At 67.6% G+C, this 17,826-nt stretch carries 18 protein-coding genes; 9 read left to right on the forward strand and 9 right to left on the reverse strand.

What is annotated here, in order from left to right:
- The first annotated feature begins 154 nt into the window (after positions 1–154).
- From QZM72_RS11800 to QZM72_RS11835, 8 genes are all read left to right on the forward strand, one after another.
- Positions 155–2,398 carry a TonB-dependent siderophore receptor gene (locus tag QZM72_RS11800; RefSeq protein ID WP_089470187.1) on the forward strand — a complete coding sequence of 748 codons (2,244 nt, stop codon included), beginning with the start codon at positions 155–157 and terminating at the stop codon, positions 2,396–2,398.
- 3 nt (positions 2,399–2,401) lie between these two features.
- The gene (locus QZM72_RS11805; RefSeq protein WP_089470188.1) at positions 2,402–3,157 is read left to right on the forward strand and encodes a tetratricopeptide repeat protein; all 756 of its coding nucleotides are present in this window, start codon (positions 2,402–2,404) and stop codon (positions 3,155–3,157) included.
- Positions 3,154–3,837 (forward strand): Fe2+-dependent dioxygenase, encoded by a 684-nt coding sequence (locus QZM72_RS11810; RefSeq protein WP_089470189.1) that lies wholly within the window; start codon positions 3,154–3,156, stop codon positions 3,835–3,837. The genes QZM72_RS11805 and QZM72_RS11810 overlap by 4 nt, the downstream gene beginning before the upstream one ends.
- 85 nt (positions 3,838–3,922) lie before the next feature.
- The gene (locus QZM72_RS11815; RefSeq protein ID WP_021158157.1) at positions 3,923–4,162 is read left to right on the forward strand and encodes a type II toxin-antitoxin system Phd/YefM family antitoxin; all 240 of its coding nucleotides are present in this window, start codon (positions 3,923–3,925) and stop codon (positions 4,160–4,162) included.
- Positions 4,159–4,554 carry a type II toxin-antitoxin system VapC family toxin gene (locus QZM72_RS11820; protein WP_089470610.1) on the forward strand — a complete coding sequence of 132 codons (396 nt, stop codon included), beginning with the start codon at positions 4,159–4,161 and terminating at the stop codon, positions 4,552–4,554. The genes QZM72_RS11815 and QZM72_RS11820 overlap by 4 nt, the downstream gene beginning before the upstream one ends.
- A gap of 13 nt (positions 4,555–4,567) precedes the next feature.
- Positions 4,568–4,831: a hypothetical protein gene (locus tag QZM72_RS11825; RefSeq protein WP_301738143.1), complete on the forward strand. Its 264-nt coding sequence runs from the start codon at positions 4,568–4,570 to the stop codon at positions 4,829–4,831.
- A gap of 102 nt (positions 4,832–4,933) precedes the next feature.
- Positions 4,934–5,518 carry a nucleotidyltransferase family protein gene (locus QZM72_RS11830; protein WP_301738144.1) on the forward strand — a complete coding sequence of 195 codons (585 nt, stop codon included), beginning with the start codon at positions 4,934–4,936 and terminating at the stop codon, positions 5,516–5,518.
- Positions 5,519–5,688: 170 nt separating this feature from the next.
- On the forward strand, positions 5,689–5,829 hold the full coding sequence (locus QZM72_RS11835) for a hypothetical protein (RefSeq protein WP_012339712.1): 141 nt from the start codon (positions 5,689–5,691) through the stop codon (positions 5,827–5,829).
- A 50-nt stretch (positions 5,830–5,879) separates the two neighbouring features.
- Here QZM72_RS11835 and QZM72_RS11840 read toward each other — a convergent pair whose 3' ends face one another.
- The 8 genes from QZM72_RS11840 to panE form a co-directional block, all read right to left on the reverse strand.
- Positions 5,880–6,638, reverse strand: a complete 759-nt coding sequence (locus tag QZM72_RS11840) for an SDR family oxidoreductase (protein WP_301738145.1) — start codon at positions 6,636–6,638, stop codon at positions 5,880–5,882.
- Positions 6,635–8,182: an FGGY-family carbohydrate kinase gene (locus tag QZM72_RS11845; protein WP_301738146.1), complete on the reverse strand. Its 1,548-nt coding sequence runs from the start codon at positions 8,180–8,182 to the stop codon at positions 6,635–6,637. The genes QZM72_RS11840 and QZM72_RS11845 overlap by 4 nt, the downstream gene beginning before the upstream one ends.
- A gap of 29 nt (positions 8,183–8,211) precedes the next feature.
- Positions 8,212–9,300: an alcohol dehydrogenase catalytic domain-containing protein gene (locus tag QZM72_RS11850; protein ID WP_301738148.1), complete on the reverse strand. Its 1,089-nt coding sequence runs from the start codon at positions 9,298–9,300 to the stop codon at positions 8,212–8,214.
- A 46-nt stretch (positions 9,301–9,346) separates the two neighbouring features.
- Positions 9,347–10,354: an ABC transporter permease gene (locus tag QZM72_RS11855; RefSeq protein ID WP_089470194.1), complete on the reverse strand. Its 1,008-nt coding sequence runs from the start codon at positions 10,352–10,354 to the stop codon at positions 9,347–9,349.
- Positions 10,341–11,861 carry a sugar ABC transporter ATP-binding protein gene (locus QZM72_RS11860; RefSeq protein WP_301738149.1) on the reverse strand — a complete coding sequence of 507 codons (1,521 nt, stop codon included), beginning with the start codon at positions 11,859–11,861 and terminating at the stop codon, positions 10,341–10,343. Before QZM72_RS11860 ends, QZM72_RS11855 begins: the two co-directional genes overlap by 14 nt.
- Before the next feature lie 62 nt (positions 11,862–11,923).
- A complete protein-coding gene (locus tag QZM72_RS11865) occupies positions 11,924–12,865 on the reverse strand; it encodes a substrate-binding domain-containing protein (protein ID WP_301738151.1) in 942 nt (313 codons plus the stop codon).
- A gap of 120 nt (positions 12,866–12,985) precedes the next feature.
- Entirely contained in the window at positions 12,986–13,945 is a 960-nt protein-coding gene (locus tag QZM72_RS11870) for an AraC family transcriptional regulator (protein WP_301738152.1), read from the reverse strand.
- Positions 13,946–14,206: 261 nt separating this feature from the next.
- On the reverse strand, positions 14,207–15,154 hold the full coding sequence (gene panE / locus QZM72_RS11875; protein ID WP_089470197.1) for a 2-dehydropantoate 2-reductase: 948 nt from the start codon (positions 15,152–15,154) through the stop codon (positions 14,207–14,209).
- A 248-nt stretch (positions 15,155–15,402) separates the two neighbouring features.
- Here panE and QZM72_RS11880 point away from each other — a divergent pair, with 248 nt between their 5' ends.
- The gene (locus QZM72_RS11880) at positions 15,403–16,956 is read left to right on the forward strand and encodes a methyl-accepting chemotaxis protein (RefSeq protein WP_089470198.1); all 1,554 of its coding nucleotides are present in this window, start codon (positions 15,403–15,405) and stop codon (positions 16,954–16,956) included.
- Positions 16,957–16,978: 22 nt separating this feature from the next.
- Here the strand turns inward: QZM72_RS11880 and QZM72_RS11885 are convergent, their stop codons facing one another.
- Positions 16,979–17,656, reverse strand: coding sequence for a response regulator transcription factor (locus QZM72_RS11885; protein ID WP_089470612.1), 678 nt, complete (start codon positions 17,654–17,656; stop codon positions 16,979–16,981).
- Positions 17,657–17,826: the final 170 nt, after the last annotated feature.

Raw genomic sequence — 17,826 nt, forward strand, 5'->3', positions numbered from 1 at the left:
TCAACAATCGCTCCACAAATGAGAACAAGAACGCTTCTCATTCAACAAGAAATTACATAGAATGCCGCCTGAAAACAAATCGTAATAATTCCCGGCGGCATGCACATTTCCGCAACGACCGCCCCGGGGCCACATCGCGAGGTCGAAGCGCACCATGAAGTCCCGTCCCGACGAGCTGAAGCTCGGTAAATTCACCACCCTGTGCAGCGTGCTCGCCGCGAGCCCCGCGTTCGCCGACGGCACGCCGCCCGCGACGCCCGTCAGCACCGACGGCCATCTCGCGCCGATCGAGATCCAGGGCAAGACCGAGCACAGCTACAAGGCCGACTTTTCCGCTTCCGCGAAATTCACCGCGCCGCTCGTCGACACGCCGAAATCCGTCACCGTGATCCCGCAGGAACTGATCCAGAACAGCGGCGCGGCGACGTTGACCGAAGCGCTGCGCACGGTGCCCGGCATCACGTTCGGCGCCGGCGAAGGCGGCAACCCGCTCGGCGACCGTCCGTTCATCCGCGGCTACGACACGCAGGGCAGCATGTTCGTCGACGGCATGCGCGACACGGGCGCCACCACGCGCGAGATCTTCAACACCGAGCGCGTCGAGATCACCAAGGGTTCCGACGGCGCGTACGGCGGCCGCGGCGGCGCCGGCGGCAGCATCAATCTGATCACGAAGGCCCCGCACCTCGGCACGACGGCCGTCGCGAGCGCGGGCCTCGGCACCGACCGCTATCGCCGCTTCACCGCCGACGGCAACTGGCAGTTCGCCGATCACGCCGCATTCCGCCTGAACCTGATGAGCCACAACAACGACGTGGCCGGCCGCGACGCCGTCAACAACGAGCGCTGGGGCGTCGCGCCGTCGATCGCGTTCGGCCTCGGCACGCCCACGCGCGTGACCGCGAGCTACTACCATCTGCAGACGGACGACATGCCCGACGGCGGCATCCCGTACTTCTACACGACGTCGAACAAGCCCGCGAACGTCGGCACGATTTATCCGGCGCCCGTCGATCGCCACAACTTCTACGGCCTGATCGACCGCGACTTCCGCAAGACCACGTCCGACATCAGCACGATCAGGATCGAACACGACATCACGCCGAACCTCACGGTGCGCAACACCACGCGCTACACGGAATCGACGCAGGACTACATCTGGACGCAGCCGGACGACAGCCAGGGCAACGTCGTGAACGGCAAGGTCTGGCGCCGCAACAACAACCGCGACAGCTCGATCAACAGCCTCGCGAACCTGACCGAGCTGTTCGGCGAATTCCGCACGGGCCCGTTCAAGCACAGCTTCACGACCGGCATCGAGCTGTCCCGCGAATGGGGCAAGCGCGATTCGTACAAGGTCGCAACCGACACGGGCAAGATCTGCCAGAAAGGCATCGGCGCCGCGTCGGGCTACAACTGCACGAGCCTCTGGTCGCCGAACCCGAACGATCCGTGGGCCGGCTCGATCACGCGCAACAACGACTACGCGCATGCGCGCACCACGACGAAGTCGATCTACGGCTTCGACACGATCGAGATCACGCCGCGCTGGCAGGTCAACGCCGGCGTGCGCGTCGACGACTACTCGACCCGCTTCACCGATACCAAGGCGAATGGCGGCAAGACCACGACGCGCGACGACACGCTCGTCAACTGGCAGGCCGGCCTCGTGTTCAAGCCCGCGCAGAACGGCAGCATCTACGCGTCGTATGCGACGTCGTCGACGCCGGCCGGCATGCTGCTCGGCGAAGGCAGCGAAACGCAGTCGCTGACGCCGGGCCGCGGCGGCGTCGGCCCGAACGCCGACCAGATGGCGCCCGAGAAGAACCGCAGCATCGAACTCGGCACGAAGTGGAACGTGCTGAACGACAAGCTGTCGCTGACGGCCGCGCTGTTCCAGATCGACACGACGAACGCACGCGTGACGCTGCCGAACAACCAGTACGCGATGGTCGGCAACAAGCGCGTGCAGGGCCTCGAGCTCGGCCTCGCCGGCCAGATCACGAAACAGTGGCAGGTGTTCGGCGGCTACACGTACATGAAGAGCGCACTGCGCGACAACGGCAAGGACGCGGCGAACAACGGCAACCGCTTCCCGAACACGCCGAAACACAGCCTCACGATGTGGTCGAACTACGACGTCACGCCGAAGTTCACGGTCGGCGGCGGCGCGTTCTACATGTCGGAAGTGTTCGGCGACCCCGCGAACCTGCGCGCCGTGCCGTCGTACTGGCGCTTCGACGCGATGGCGCAGTACCGGATCAACAAGAAGCTCGACCTGCAGCTGAACGTGAACAACCTGTTCAACCGCACGTACTTCGATCAGGCGTATCCGGCGCACTATGCGTCGATCGCGCCGGGCCGCTCGGCGTTCGTCACGCTGAACGCGCGCTACTGATCGATGGAGGCCGTATCGCTGAAGGCGCTCGCGTCGGTATCGCCGCGCGAGTTCGCCGACATCCTGGCCGGGCCGCCCGAGCGCGCCGCCGCGTGGGTCGCGGCGGCGGCCGACCACGGCATCGTCGACGCGCAGGCCGTCTACGGGCAATACCTGCTCGACGGGCACGGCGTCGCACGCGATCCGGCCGCCGCGTTCAACTGGTTCCGGCACGCGGCGCGGGCCGCCCACCCGATGGCGATGAACATGCTCGGGCGCTGCTACGAGTTCGGCTGGGGCACGGCCGCCTGCGCGCCGGTCGCCGTGTACTGGTATCGGCTCGCCGCGCAGGCGGGCCTCGACTGGGGCATGTACAACTACGCGACCGCACTTGCGCTCGGCAACGGCGTCGACGAGAACCGCGGCGGCGCGCTCGACTGGTTCCGCCGCGCGGCCGCGCTCGGCCATGCGAAATCGATCAACCTGATCGGCGGCTTCTATGAGGACGGCTGGGTCGTATCGGCCGATATCGACGCCGCGTTCGACCACTATCGCCGTGCGGCCGAAGCCGGCGATTTTCGCGGCCAGTTCAACTATGCGCGGCTGCTCGCCGAACGCGGGCGCGTCGACGAAGCGCTCGCCTGGCTCGCGCGCGTGCCGGCCACCGCGACGCCCGCGTTCATCGCGAAGATGCGCGCGTATCTCGTGTCGTCGCCGCTCGACGCTTTTCGTTCGGCGGCCATGCAATTGACGCCGCACGCATTGGAACCCGCATCATGATGCTTCATATCCCCGGCGTACTGACCCAGGCGCAAGTCGCGCAATGCCGCGACCTGCTCGATGCCGCCGAATGGGTCGACGGGAATGCGACGTCCGGCGCGCAATCGGCGCTCGCGAAACGCAATCGGCAATTGCCGGAAGGTTCGCCGGTCGCGCGCGCGGTGGGCGACGCGATCCAGGATGCGCTCGCCCGCCATCCGCTGTTCTTTTCGGCGGCGCTGCCGCTCAAGGTGTTTCCGCCGCTGTTCAATCGCTATGCAGGCGGCGAGACGTTCGGCACGCACGTCGACAACGCGATCCGGCTGCTGCGCGGCACGGATTTCCGCGTGCGCAGCGACCTGTCGGCGACGCTGTTTCTCGAGGAACCCGACGCGTACGACGGCGGCGAGCTGTGCGTCGAGGATACGTACGGCGTGCATCGCGCGAAGCTGCCGGCGGGCGATCTCGTGCTGTATCCGGCGTCGAGCCTGCATCACGTGACGCCTGTGACGCGCGGTGAACGCGTGGCGTCGTTCTTCTGGATTCAGAGCATGGTGCGCGACGATGGCGATCGCACGCTGCTGTTTCAGCTCGATACGCAGATTCAGGCGCTTTCCGCCGAAAAAGGCGCGAAGGATCCGATGGTCATTTCCCTGACCGGGATTTATCACAACCTGTTGAGGAAGTGGGCGGATGCGTAGCGTGAGCCGGTCATGCCCCACGGCGCTTGCGCCGCGTCGAAATGCGGGTCTAAAATGACCATCGTCAAATGACCATGCTCATATCATGATGCCGCACGCTCCCGTATCGAAATCCGAATTCAAGGCTCGCGCACTCGAATACTTCCGGCTCGTCGAGGCGTCGGGCGAAAGCCTGATCGTCACCGACCACGGCAAGCCGACGCTCGAGATCCGGCCGTATCGCTCGCGCGAAGCTCAGCCGTTGGACATATTGCGCGGGTCGGTCATGCGCTACGACAATCCTCTCGATCCGATTGCGGAAGATGATTGGGAGGCGTCGCGGTGATCGTGCTGGATACGCATGCATTGGTGTGGTGGGTGGCAGGCGACCCTGCGCTCAGCAAGAAGGCGAGAAGCGCGATCGATCGCGCTCGGAGCGAAGGCGCGCTCGCCGCATCGGCCATCTCCGCGTGGGAAATCGCGATGCTGGTGCGCAACGACCGCCTCGCACTGACGATGGATGTCGACGCGTGGCTCGCCACCGTCGCGCAAATCGACGGCATGCGGTTCGTGCCGATCGATGCCGACATCGCCGCGAAATCCACCGATCTGCCCGGCACGTTCCACAAGGATCCGGCCGATCGCATGATCGTCGCGACCGCGCGGCGGCTCGGCGCACCGCTCGTCACTCGCGACGAAAAAATCCGCGCATACGCGCACGTCAAGACGCTCTGGTAGGCGTCGCCCGCCCGTGGGTCGAACCACGGCGCATCTTCCGCCCCACTCCCGCATATTGGCGATTCGTCCGACCAACACGACCGCGGCCGCCCCATCCCATATCGGCCAGCGGCCCGCAGCCGTCGTCGCGCCACGTGCCCGCGCCGGCTTCACGCATTACCCGTCCGAATGGTGGCACGGGCCGTTCGGCGATCGCTATTGGGCCATCCTGCAGAACGAATCGCATGCAATTTACAGTCCTGTCGACGAAAGCATGCTCGAAGAAGCCTCGCGGTGACGGTTTTCCCGATTCGACACGCGTGACTCGGTAACATTCTCACTTGCCGATCCCCGTGTGCTACCGCACAATCGCAGCACCTGCCTCACTCCCCGCACGCCGATGTCCTATGCGTCACTCGCCACCGGCGTCCTGCTCGCCGGCGGCCTTGGTCAACGCTTCGACCCGACCGGCCTGCACAGCAAGCTGCTCGCCCGGCTTCCCGACGGCACGCCGGTGGCGGTGGCCGCCGCCCGCCATCTCGCGGCTGCCACCGCCGACGTGATCGCCGTCGTGCGCCCCGGCGCCGAAAAGCTCGCGATTCTGCTGAACGAAGCCGGCTGTCAGGTCGTCTATGCACCCGACGCGCTACGCGGCATGGGCGCGAGCCTCGCGGCCGGCGTCCGCACCGCGTCCGACGCGAGCGGCTGGCTCGTCGCGCTCGGCGACATGCCGTGGATCGCGGCTTCCACTTACGAAACGGTCACGCGCGCGCTCGAAGCCGACGGCGCGTCGATCGTCGCGCCCGCGCATCGCGGCGTGCGCGGCCATCCGGTCGGTTTCGCCGCGCGCCACTTCGAGGCGCTCGCCGCCCTCGACGGCGACGCGGGCGCCCGCGCGCTGTTCGCCAGCGCGCCGGTGACCCTGCTCGACGTCGACGACCCCGGCATCCTGCGCGACGTCGATACACCGGCGGATTTGCGCTGACGTCGATTGTGCGGGCCCGCGGGCTCCCGCCCGAACACCGCCAACAGGCGGATTCTCCGACGATCGACAACCCGTCGCAAGAATCCCGCTGCAAACGCGCGGCCGATTGGCTATAACGGAGACGAGGCGCGTCCGCCGCGCCATCCCGTCACGCATGCCACGAGTTCTCCATGAGCGACCACACGACCCCGACGCCCGAGCCACCGGCCGACCCGAACCGCGATCCGGAAGACGATCCGTTCTCGTCGCCGCCCGGCCATCACGACAACCCGCAGCAGCCGGACGGACCGCCGAGCAAGGATCCGGTCTAGCCGCACACTGCCTCGCACCGCGAATGCAGCGCGCCACTACCGTGGCGCGTCTAGCGCGCCGTATACCCGCCGTCGATCGGCAGCGACACGCCGCTGATCATCGACGCCGCGTCGCTCAGCAAAAACAGGATCGGCTCGACGACTTCGTCAGGCTGCGCGAAGCGGCCGAGCGGAATCGCGGCCAGCATCGGCGCGCGCTTCTCCGGTTCGCTCCACGCGAACTGCGCCATCGGCGTGAGCGTGACGGTCGGGTTCACGCTGTTCACACGAATGCCGTACGGCCCGAGTTCGATGCACAGCACGCGCGTGATCGCATCCATCGCCGCCTTCGACGCGCAATAGCTCAGATGCGCGGGCAGGCCGACGAGCGCCGCCTGGCTCGACACGTTGACGATGCTGCCGCGTGCGTTCGCCGCGCCGCGTCCGTCGCGCTCGATCATCTTGCGCGCCACGGCTCGCGCGACGAGCGCGGCGCCGCGCGCATTGACGGCCATCACGCGATCGAAATGCGCGGCGTCGACCTCGAGCGCCGGTTCGAGCGACGCGATCCCCGCGCAATTGACGAGGCCGTCGAATGCCTCGTACGAGGCGAGCGCGGCATCGATCGCGTATTCGTCGCCGCCGACATCCATGCGCAACGTATCGCACGCAATCTCGCCGGCAAGCGCGTCGAGCGCGGCCATGTCGCGCGCCGCCGCGACGACGCGCGCGCCTGCGTGCGCGAGCGCGACCGCGCACGCGCGGCCGATGCCGCTCGACGCGCCCGTGACGAGCACCGTTGACCCGCCGAAATCGAATCGTGTGTTCATGATGATGTGCCCAGCCTGTGCATGATCGGCTTGAGTGCCGGATACAGCGCCGTGTAGAGCGCAAAACGCGCGTCGTACGTTTTCGCGCGATCGGCGTCGGGCCGTGCGCGCTCGACGAGCGTGACCCAGCCGCCCTGCGCGTCGTCGCGCGACACGAGCCCTGCCCCGACACCGGCGAGCAGCGCCGCGCCCATCGCGGCTTCGACGTCCTGCTCGATCGTCCACACCGGAAAACCCGTCACGTCCGCGATGATCTGCATCCACAGCGCCGAATGCGCGGCGCCGCCGACGACGATCAATCGATCATCCAGCGCCACCGCGCCACGGCGGCCGGCCTCGATGTTGTGGCGCAATGCGAACGCGACGCCTTCGAGCACCGCGCGATAAAGATGCGCACGCGAATGCGCGAGACTCAGCCCGACGAACGCGCCGCTCGCCTTCGCATCCCACACCGGGCTGCGCTCGCCCATCAGGTACGGCAGGAACAGCACGCCGTCGGCTCCGGCCGGCACGCGCTCGGCCGCCTCCTCGAGCAGCATGTGCGGATCGCCGTGCGGCAGCAGCCGCGCCGCATCGATTTCCGCGTGACAGAACTGGTCGCGAAACCACGCGACCGACGCGCCGGCCGTGATCGCGCCGCCGAACACGTACAGGTCGCGCTGCTCGTCGAACACGTGCGGCATGCTGACGAGGCCGTGTCGCGCATCGACGTGCCGGCTCACGTAGCCCCAGCACATGCTGGTGCCGATCATCGCGACGTGCTGCCCGGTACGCGTCGCGCCGGCCGCGAAGGTCGCCACCGCCGCATCGACGCCGCCCGCGACGACGGGCGTGCCGGCCGGCAGCCCGAGTTGCGCAGTCCATTGCGACAGCAGGCCGCCGACGACGTCCGTCGAATCGACGAGCCGCTCGGGCATCATCGTCGCCGGAATGCCGAGCATGTCGAGCGCGTCGTCGGACCATTCGCGGCGCGCGACGTCGTACACGCCGCCGATATTGCCGGCCGAACTGTGATCGACCGCGACTTCGCCGGTCAGCAGGTAGATCACATATGCGTTCGGCGGCAGGAAATACCGCACGTTCGCCCACACGTCCGGCCGGTGGTCGCGCAGCCACAGCATCTTGGTGAAGCCGTAGTAGCTGTCGACGCCGTTGCCGGTGATCACGCGCAGCCGCTCGACGTTCACGTGTTCGTCGACCCAGTCGACTTCCGCGGTCGCGCGCCGGTCCATCCAGATCAGGCACGGATGCAGCGGCCGCATGTCGATGTCGACCGGGATGCCCGAGCCGCCGTACAGGCTGCTCACGCACACCGCCCGGATCGCATCGGCCGGCACGCCCTGCGCGCGCGCGTCGCTCACGCAGCCCGCGATGCAGTCGAGCACCGCGTCGAACCACACCTGCGGCCACTGCTCGGCCCACAGCGGGCGCGGCGTATCGGGCTGGTAGCCGGCCGAGCGTCGCGCGACGATCGTGCCGTGCCGGTCGACCAGCAGCGCCTTGGTGCTCTGCGTGCCGATGTCGACGCCTATCACGTATTCCATGATGTCTCCGGTGAGGCGCGCGCCGGCCGTCAGCGGGCCGGCTTCAGCAGCACCTTGATCGATTCGGGCGATTTCGCGACGCGGATCGCGTCGTCCCAGTCCTCGAGCGCGAAACCGTGCGTGACGATGCCCTTCGACGTGACGAGCCCGCGCGCGAGCAGGTCGATCGCGACCGGATAGCAGTATGGCCCGAGGTGCGCGCCGCGTACGTCGAGCTCCTTGCGGTCGCCGATGATCGACCAGTCGACGGTCGCATCCTCGCCGAACACGCTGAATTCGACGAAGCGCCCCAGCTTGCGGATCAGGTCCAGCCCCTGGTTCACGCCGACCGGCGCGCCGGTCGTCTCGATGTACACGTCGCAGCCGTAGCCGTCGGTGAGCGCGCGGACGATCTCGCGCGCGTCGTCGCGTTGCGGGTTGATCGTCACGTCGGCGCCGTACTGGCGCGCGAGTTCGAGCCGTTCGTCGATCAGGTCGATCACGACCAGCTTCTTCGGCGTCTTCAGGTGCGCGACCTGCGTCATCATCAGCCCGAGCGGGCCCGCGCCGGCGATCACGACGACGTCGTCGAGCTGCACGTCGCCGCGGTTCACCGTATGGATCGCGCACGACAACGGCTCGATGATCGCCGCGTCCTCGAGCGATACGCCGAGCGGGATCTTGTGGACGATCGCGGTCGGCGGAATGCGCATATACTCGGCCATCCCGCCGTCGGCGACCTCGCGCTGGAAGCCGAAGATGTTGTGCACCTCGCACATCCAGTACTGGCCCGACTTGCAATAGCGGCACTTGCCGCACGGCACGATCTGCTCGGCGATCACGCGGTCGCCCGGCGCGACGCCGAAATGCTCGGCCGCGCCGTCGCCGAGCGCTTCCACATAGCCGAAGAATTCGTGGCCGGGAATCACGGGCGCCTTCACCCACGGGCTCGGTCCGCCCCAGAACATCTTGGCGCCGGTGTAGCACTTGCAGTCGCTCGCGCAGATGCCGCACGCGGCGATGCGGATCACGAGCTCATTCGCGCCGGGATGCGGCATCGCGACCTGTTCGACGCGATAGTCCTCGGGGCCGTGGCAGACGACCGCGGTCATGCGCGGCTGGGCTTCGGGTGTCGTCATGAGTTGTCTCTTTCCTGAATGATTCGGATAGCGGATGAATCAAGCGTTACCGCGATCGCTCGCGGCTGATGTAGATCGCGAGCAGGATGATTCCGCCCTTGATCACGTTCTGCACGTACGGGTTCACGCCGATCATGTTCAGTCCGTTGTTGAGCACGCCGAGCAGCAGCGCGCCGACCAGCGTGCCGAGAATCGCGCCGCGCCCGCCGGAGATCGACGTGCCACCCATCACGACGGCCGCGATCGCGTCGAGCTCGAAGCCCACGCCCGCGTTCGGCTGGCCGCTCATCAGGCGCCCGGTCAGCACGATCGCGGCGAGCGCCGACGTGAGCCCGGCCAGCGTGTAGACGATCAGCTTCACGCGCGCGACCCGCACGCCGGTGAGCCGCGTCGCCTGTTCGTTGCCGCCGATCGCATACACATAGCGGCCGAACGGCATCCGGTCGAGCAGCAGCCATGCGATCGCATAGACCGCCAGCATGATCAGCACGGGCGCCTGGATGCCGAGCACCTTGCCGCTGCCGAAGAACGCGACCCAGTCGGGCAGCCCGTCGATCGGATAGCCGCCCGTGTAGATCAGCGCGAGGCCGCGCGCGATGCCCATCGTCGCGAGCGTGACGATGATCGGCGGCATCCCCGCGAACGCGACGAATACGCCGTTCAGGAAGCCGAAGCCGAGCCCGACCGCGATGCCGATCGCCAGCGCGGCGACCGCGTTGACGCCCGCGACCATCAGCCCGGCCGCGAGCGTGCCCGACAGCGCCATCACCGAGCCGACCGACAGGTCGATCCCGCCCGTCAGGATCACGCAGGTCATGCCGACCGCGATGATCGCGTTGATCGAGACCTGGCGCAGCACGTTTTCCAGGTTCGCCGCGGACAGGAAGCTCGGGCTCGCGATCATCATCGCGATGCACACGACGATCAGGCCGACGAGCGGATAGAACAGCGTCGAGCGGCGCAGTTGCGCCCACATCGGGCGCGGCGGCGGCGCGTCGCCGGCCGCGGCCGCGAGCGTCGTGGAACGCGTGGAAGAAGAATCAGGCAGGTTCATGGGTCGCTCCTCGCGTGCCGGCCGTGGCATAGGTCATGACCGTGTCGGGATCGATCTCGTCGCCTTCGAGCGTCGCCTCGATGCGGCCCTGCCGGAACACGGCGACGCGATCGCACATGCCGACGATTTCCGGCAATTCGGACGAGATCATGATGATGGCGTAGCCGCGCGCGGTAAGTTCGCGCATCAGCCCGTAGATGTCGGCTTTCGCGCCGACGTCGATGCCGCGCGTCGGCTCGTCGAAGATCAGCACCGACGTGTGATGGTTCAGCCAGCGCGCGATCACGACCTTCTGCTGGTTGCCGCCGGACAACGTCGCGACCTCGGTATGGATCGACGGCGCCTTCACGCCGACGCGGCGCATCACGTCGTGCGTGGTGCGCGCCTCGCCGCGCCGGTCGATCAGCCAGCGCATCGACCGGTACTTGCCGAGGTTGTTCAGCGAGATGTTGTCGCGAATCGAGAACGACGTGACGAGCCCTTCCGTCTTGCGGCTTTCCGGCAGGATGCCGATACCGGCACGCAGCGCATCGGCCGGATCGGCGAGCCTCGCCGCCGCGCCGCGCACGCGCAGTTCCTTGCGATGCGCACGCGTCGCGCCGATCACCGCGAGCGCGGTTTCCGTGCGCCCCGAGCCGACCAGGCCCGCGAAACCCAGGATCTCGCCTTCATGCAACGCAAAGCGGTTCACCGGGCCGTCGCGCTCGATCTGCAGCGCATCGACTTCGAGCACGGCCGGCGCGTCGGCCGGCACGACCGGCTTCGGCGGAAAGCTGCTCTCGATCCGGCGGCCGACCATCATGCGCACCAGTTGCTCGACGTCGGTGTGCGCGACCTCGGTCGCCGCGACGTACTGGCCGTCGCGCAGCACCGTGATGCGGTCGCACACCGCGAAGATCTCGTCGAGGTGATGCGAGATGAAGATCATCGCGACGCCCTGCCGCTTCAGCTCGCGCATGATCGCGAACAGGTGCTCGGCCTCGGCCGGCGTGAGCGTGGCGGTCGGTTCGTCGAGGATCAGGATGCGCGCGTCGAGCGACAGCGCCTTGCCGATCTCGACGAACTGCTGCTGCGCGACCGACAGCGTGCGGATCGGCGCATCGAGATCGATCGTCACGCCGAGCCGTGCGAAGATGGCGGCCGCCGCGGCGCGCATCCGCTTGCGGTCGCGCGCCCCCCAGCGGTTGCGCAGTTCGCGGCCGAGGAACAGGTTGTCGACGGCATCGAGGTGCGGAATCAGGCTGAACTCCTGGAACACGATGCCGACGCCGGCTGCGACCGCGTCGTGATAATCCGCGAAATGGCGCGCGGCGCCGTCGATCTCGATCGTGCCGGCATCCGGCTGGTGGATGCCGCACAGGATCTTCATCAGCGTCGACTTGCCCGCGCCGTTCTCGCCGAGCAGCGCATGAATCTCGCCGCGCGCGATCTCCAGATGAATGTCGGACAGCGCCTTCACGCCGGGAAAGCTTTTCGTGATGTGGCTGAGCCTGAGTATCGTGTCCATCGGCTTCTCCGTGCGAAGGGCGCGGGCCGCGCCGCCGCCCTTCGCGTCGCGTCGCACGTCGTTCACCAGCTGAAACCCTTCGCGTTGCCGCGATCGACGACCTTCACGTCGACGGGAATCGCCTTCGGCACCGTCGCGCCCCACTTGCGCGCGATCGCGATGCCGAGCGCGATGCGCACCTGGTCGGCCGGGAACTGCGCGGTCGTCTCGATGAACTTCGAGTTCGGCTTCTGAATCGCGGCGATCGCCTCGGGCGCGCCGTCGACGCTCGTCAGCTTGATGTCCTTGCCGGAACCCTCGATCGCGGCGAGCGCGCCCATCGAGCCGCCGTCGTTCACGCTGAAGAGGCCCTTCAGGTTCGGATGCGCGGAGATCATGTTTTCGGTGACCGACAGCGCGGTCGCGCGCTCCTGCTTGCCGTTCTGCGTATCGACGAGCTTCACGTTCGGGAATTTCGCGAGCCCGGCCTTGCAGCCGCGCACGCGTTCGAGAATCGGCACGACCGGAATGCCGTCGAGGATCGCGACCTCGCCGCTGCCGCCGATCGCCTTCGCGAGGTATTCGCACGACATCACGCCCGCGTCGTAATTCTTCGAGCCGACGAACGAATCGACCGGGCCGTTCGCGTTCGCATCGACGGCGACGACCACCGCGCCGGCCTTCTTCGCCTGCGTGATCGCCGACTGGATGCCGGTCGAATCGGTCGGGTTCACGAGCAGGATGTCGATCTTCTTCTGCAGCATGTCCTCGACGTCGCTCACCTGCTTGCTGACGTCGTGATGCGCGTCGGTGACGACGACCTGCGCGCCGATCGACGCGGCCGCGTCGTTCAGCGCCTTCTGCATCGTCACGAAATACGGATTGTTCAGTTCCTGGAACGTCATGCCGATCCGCAGCGGCGCGGCGTGCGCGACGGCGGGCAACAGCGCCGCGACGGCGAGCGCGGCAACGGCCGCCAGGCGGGCGGCGCGACGGGGGGATGAAGCGGGCGATGCGTGCGTCATGACGGTGTCTCCAGAATTGTGTGCGGCTTTTTCGTGGGTGAATGCGCCCCTCGCGACGTGAGCGACGCGATCGGCGGGTAAAACGGCGAGGGGAAACTCGGGCGGGCGGCGGCCCGGCGATCATCCGGGCTGCGGCATGAGTTCGGGCGCACCGGGCGTCAGCACGCGCGGCGGCAGCGGGTTACCGGTCGGCGCCGCATGCAGCGCCAGCTCGCGGCTGCGCGCGTTCAGGCGTTGCAGCGCACGGAATTCGGACGGCGCCATCCCCTTCACCGCGCGGAACTGGCGGTTGAAGTTCGACACGTTGTTGAAGCCGGCCTGGAAGCAGATGTCGGTGATGCTTGCGTCGTCGGCGAGCAGCATCTGGCAGGCGGATTCAATCCGCAGACGATTCACGTACTGGACGAACGGCATGCCCGTATGGCGATGGAACGCGCGCGAGAACGCGCTGACGCTCTGGCCGGTCAGTTGCGCGAGATCGGATTCGCGCATCTCGGACGCGAGGTTCTTGCCGATATACGACAGCGCGTGGCTCAGGCGCGTCGGCGTGACATCGGCCTGGTCGTACGCGGGGCTCGCGAGCAGCGTGCGCTCGGCCGCATCGCACAGGCGCTCGAGGATCGTCATGAACAGCGCGATGCGGCGCATCCCGCGCGCGCTCAACAGTTCGTCGAACAATGGTGCGATCGCGGCGCTCGTCGCGGCGTCGAAGCCGACGCCACGCCGCGCGTCGTCGAGCAGCGCCTGCGCATCGCGGCATTCGGGAAACGCATCCATGCAGCGGCGCACGAACGACGGATCGAACTGGATCACGAGATTGCGGCGCTCGACGGTTTCGCCTTCGGCCATGTCGCTGACCCAGTTGTGCGGCAGGTTCGGGCCGAGCAGCACGAGATGGCCGGGGCCGAACGAGCCGATGTGATCGCCGACGAAGTACTTGCCGTGCGTCGCGACGATCAGGTGCAGTTCGAACTCGGGATGGAAATGCCAGCGGATCGTGCGATACGGATAGCCGTGCGACCAGACCTTGAACGACTCGTCGCGTCGCACGTCGACCACTTCGAGATCGGGGTGCATCATGTTGGCGTCTCCATTCCCATGATTCGCTGGCCGGCCTGTTCGGCTGTGCGCGCAGGCGCCGCGTGATTCGCGTGTCTCGCGCGGCACCGCGACCGGTCGCATGGGAAGCAATGTAGGTCGATCGAGCACGCGGCTCCACCAACTTTACGCCTGATTTCCGATACTTTTTTGCCGCCCATGCGCGGAAATGGCGCAGGCCGGCAAATTTGTTGCAGCGCGGAACGGTGCGGACGGCCGCCGGCTCCGGCCGCCCGCGCCGGCTTACGCAGCCGCGTGCTCGCGCGCCGTGCGCACCTCGTATGCCTTCAGGTGGTTGTACGCGATCCGCAACAGCGACAACGTATCGGCCGCGTGCGGATCGCGTCGCGCGAGCAGGTCGCCGATCACGTGATCGGCTTCGACGCGCGCATGATTCTCGACGTCGCGCAGCATCGACGCGGTCAGCGGCGACGGCGTCAGCACCATCCGCTGCATCCGCTCGCTGGCCGCCGAGTCGGGCCGGTGGCCGTTGTGTTCGGCGATCGCGCTGCATTCGGCGAGCATCGTCTCGAGCAGGCGGCGGCCGTCCGGCGCGGCGAGAATGTCGCCGATCGACCCGCGAAACAGCGACGTGCTCGCGGCGAGCGTCGCGAGGAACACCCACTTGTCCCACATCCGCGCGGCGATGTCGTCGCTGAGCGTCGCGTCGAAGCCCGCGCCGCCGAGCACGTCGGCCACCGCGCGCACGCGCGGCGATTCGCCGCCGGCCAGTTCGCCGAACGACACGCCGTGCGTGTCGTTCAGGTGCACGATGCGCTGCTCGCGATCGAGTGTCGCCGCGATCACGCACAACCCGCCGAGCACCTGGGACGCGTCGAAGCGCTCGCGCAGCACGTCGACGTGACGCATTCCGTTGAGCATCGGCAGGATCAGCGTCCGCGGGCCAACGAACGGCGCGAACGATGCAATCGCGTCGTCGAGGCTGTACGCCTTGCAGCTCAGCAGCACGAGATCGAACGGCGCGACGCCGGCGCCCGCGTCGCCCGCGCGCACGGTCTGCACGTTCGCGAGTGTCAGGTCGCCGCGCGGGCTGCGGATCAGCAGCCCGTCGCGCGCGAGCGCGGCCGCGCGGCCATCGCGCACCAGGAATGTCACGTCGCGCCCCGCCGCGGCCAGCCGGCCGCCGAAGTATCCGCCGACCGCGCCGGCTCCTACCACCAGAATTCGCATCGTTGCCTCCTTTCGGTTTCGTTCGAAGTCGCGCTGCCGCCCGTGCGGGCGCGCCGCAAACCATCGCCCGACAGTATAGCGGCCACTGTTATGCATATGCATAGATGCCCGCGCCCGCGTCTCGGGCAGCGGGAAAATGACTATCTCTAAGGGATTTCCCGTCTACGGCGACACGCACAGCGCGCCGTCAAGACATGTATCCCGTCACACCGCTCCGGCGAGCTTCCACGACTGACCGACCTCATACCATGCGCAACCTCTCCCTGAATCAGAAACTCGCCTCGATGATCGTCATCCTGTGGCTCGGCCTGCTCGTGATCGCCGGGCTCGGCGCATGGCAGACCCGCGCGTCGATGATCGCGGACCGCCGCGACCAGCTTGCGTCGCTGGTCGCGCAGGCCACGAGCGTGGCCGATCACTACTACAAGCTGTCGCAGCAGAACGCGCTGCCGGAAGCCGATGCGAAGCAGAAGGCGCTCGAGGCGATCGCCGCGATGCGCCACGGCGCCGACGGCTATGTGTCGATCAACGATTCGAAGCCGGTGATCGTGATGCATCCGATCAAGACCGAGCTCAACGGCAAGGACGTGTCGAATTTCACCGATCCGAACGGCAAGCACCTGTTCGTCGAGATCGTCAAGGCCGGCAACGCGGAAGGCGGCAAGGGCTTCGTCGAGTATCTGTGGCCGAAGCCGGGCGCGGACAAGCCGCAGGAGAAGACCAGCGCCGTGCAGCGCTTCGCGCCGTGGGACTGGTATCTGGTGACCGGCATGTACATGAACGACGTGCGCTCGGCGGTGCTCGCGAGCATCGGCCGCTGGCTCGTGATGACGGCCGTGCTCGGCGCGATCGCGACGGCCGTGATGGTGCTGGTGCTGAAAAGCGTCCGCGCGAGCCTCGGCGGCGAGCTCGAAACGGCGCTCGACGCCGCGCAGCGCATCGCGCAGGGCGACCTGACCGCGCGCGTGAGCGTGAAGCACGACGACCGCGGCAGCCTGCTGCAAGCGCTGCACACGATGCAGGGCGGGTTGATCGACATGGTGTCGCGCGTGCGCACGGGCACCGAAAACATCAACGTCGGCGCGAGCGAGATCGCATCCGGCAACACCGATCTGTCGCAGCGCACCGAGGAACAGGCGGCCGCGCTCGTGCAGACCGCGTCGAGCATGGACGAGATGACCGCGAACGTGAAGCAGAACGCGGACAGCGCCGCGCAGGCCGCGTCGCTCGCCGGCCAGGCCGCGCAGGTCGCGACGCGCGGCAGCGAAGTGGTCGACGACGTCGTGCGCACGATGAACGAGATCACCGACCGCTCGCACAAGATCGGCGACATCATCGGCGTGATCGACGGGATCGCGTTCCAGACCAACATCCTCGCGCTGAACGCGGCCGTCGAAGCGGCACGGGCGGGCGAACAGGGCCGCGGCTTCGCGGTGGTCGCGGCCGAAGTGCGGTCGCTCGCGCAACGCTCGGCGACGGCGGCCAAGGAGATCAAATCGCTGATCGTGTCGTCGAACGAGACGGTCCAGCACGGCGCGACGCTCGTCACGCACGCGGGCGAGACGATGGCCGAGATCGTGCAGTCGGTGCGGCGCGTGAACGAGATCCTCGACGAAATCAGCCACGCATCGCGCGAGCAGAGCGCCGGGATCGAGCAGGTCAACCGCGCGGTGGGCGAGATGGATCAGGTCACGCAGCAGAACGCGGCACTCGTCGAACAGGCGGCGGCCGCCGCGCATTCGCTGCGCGATCAGGCCGAGGCGCTGCGCGACGCGGTGACGCGGTTCGCGTTGCCGGCCTGACGGCAAGCCCCCCGCCCCGCACTCACGCCGCGCTGCCCGCCCGCAGCGCGGCCTCGCCGCTCCCGAGCCCCAGCCCCGCCGCGCGCTGGATCAGCTCGACGTCGTTGCTCGCGCCGAGCTTCTTCATCGCGCTGATCTTCTGCGCACTGACCGTCTGCTTGCCCTTGCTCAGGCGCTGCGCGATCGTCTTGATCGGCACGCCCGACAGATACAGGCGAATCACCTCGATTTCGCGCGCCGACAGCTTCACCGGCGCGTCGCCGTGCGCGCCGAGCGCATCGACCGCGCGGCGGACGGACGGCGACAGGTAGGTCGCGCCGCTGTAGCTCGAATGGATCGCCGTGACGATATGGCCGACCTCGTCGAGCTTGCTGACGACGCTCACGCCGCCGATCGCGAGGATCGACCGGAAGATCAGCGGGTTCTCGTTGGCGACCAGCGCGACGATCCCGACGTTCGGCCGCGTGCGGCGCAGCCAGTCGAACAGCGCAAGGCCGTCCATCTGCTCGTCGCCGCGAATCGCATAGTCGACCAGCACGACGTCGCAGTCGACGCCGCCGAGCGACGCGATCAGTTCGGCCGTGCTCCGGTAGACCGCGGCGAGCTCGATCGCGCAGGCGCCGCCTGCGATCTGCTCGATACCGGCCAGCGTCAACGGCCAGTCGTACGCGACGACGATGCGAACATTGAATTTCCTCATGCGCAATTCCTGGTGGTTCACCGGCCGCGCCACGCGACACGCACGCGACCGGTTGGGCGTTGAAAGGACATTCAGGCTATTTTTAGCCCGAATGTCGATTCTATGAAGGTCTGCCCGCGCGCGATATCGGACGGCGTACGAATTGGCTGCAGAAGACGTAATACGGGTTT

The organism is Burkholderia sp. AU45388 (assembly GCF_030481585.1).
Taxonomy (GTDB): Bacteria; Pseudomonadota; Gammaproteobacteria; order Burkholderiales; family Burkholderiaceae; genus Burkholderia; species Burkholderia sola.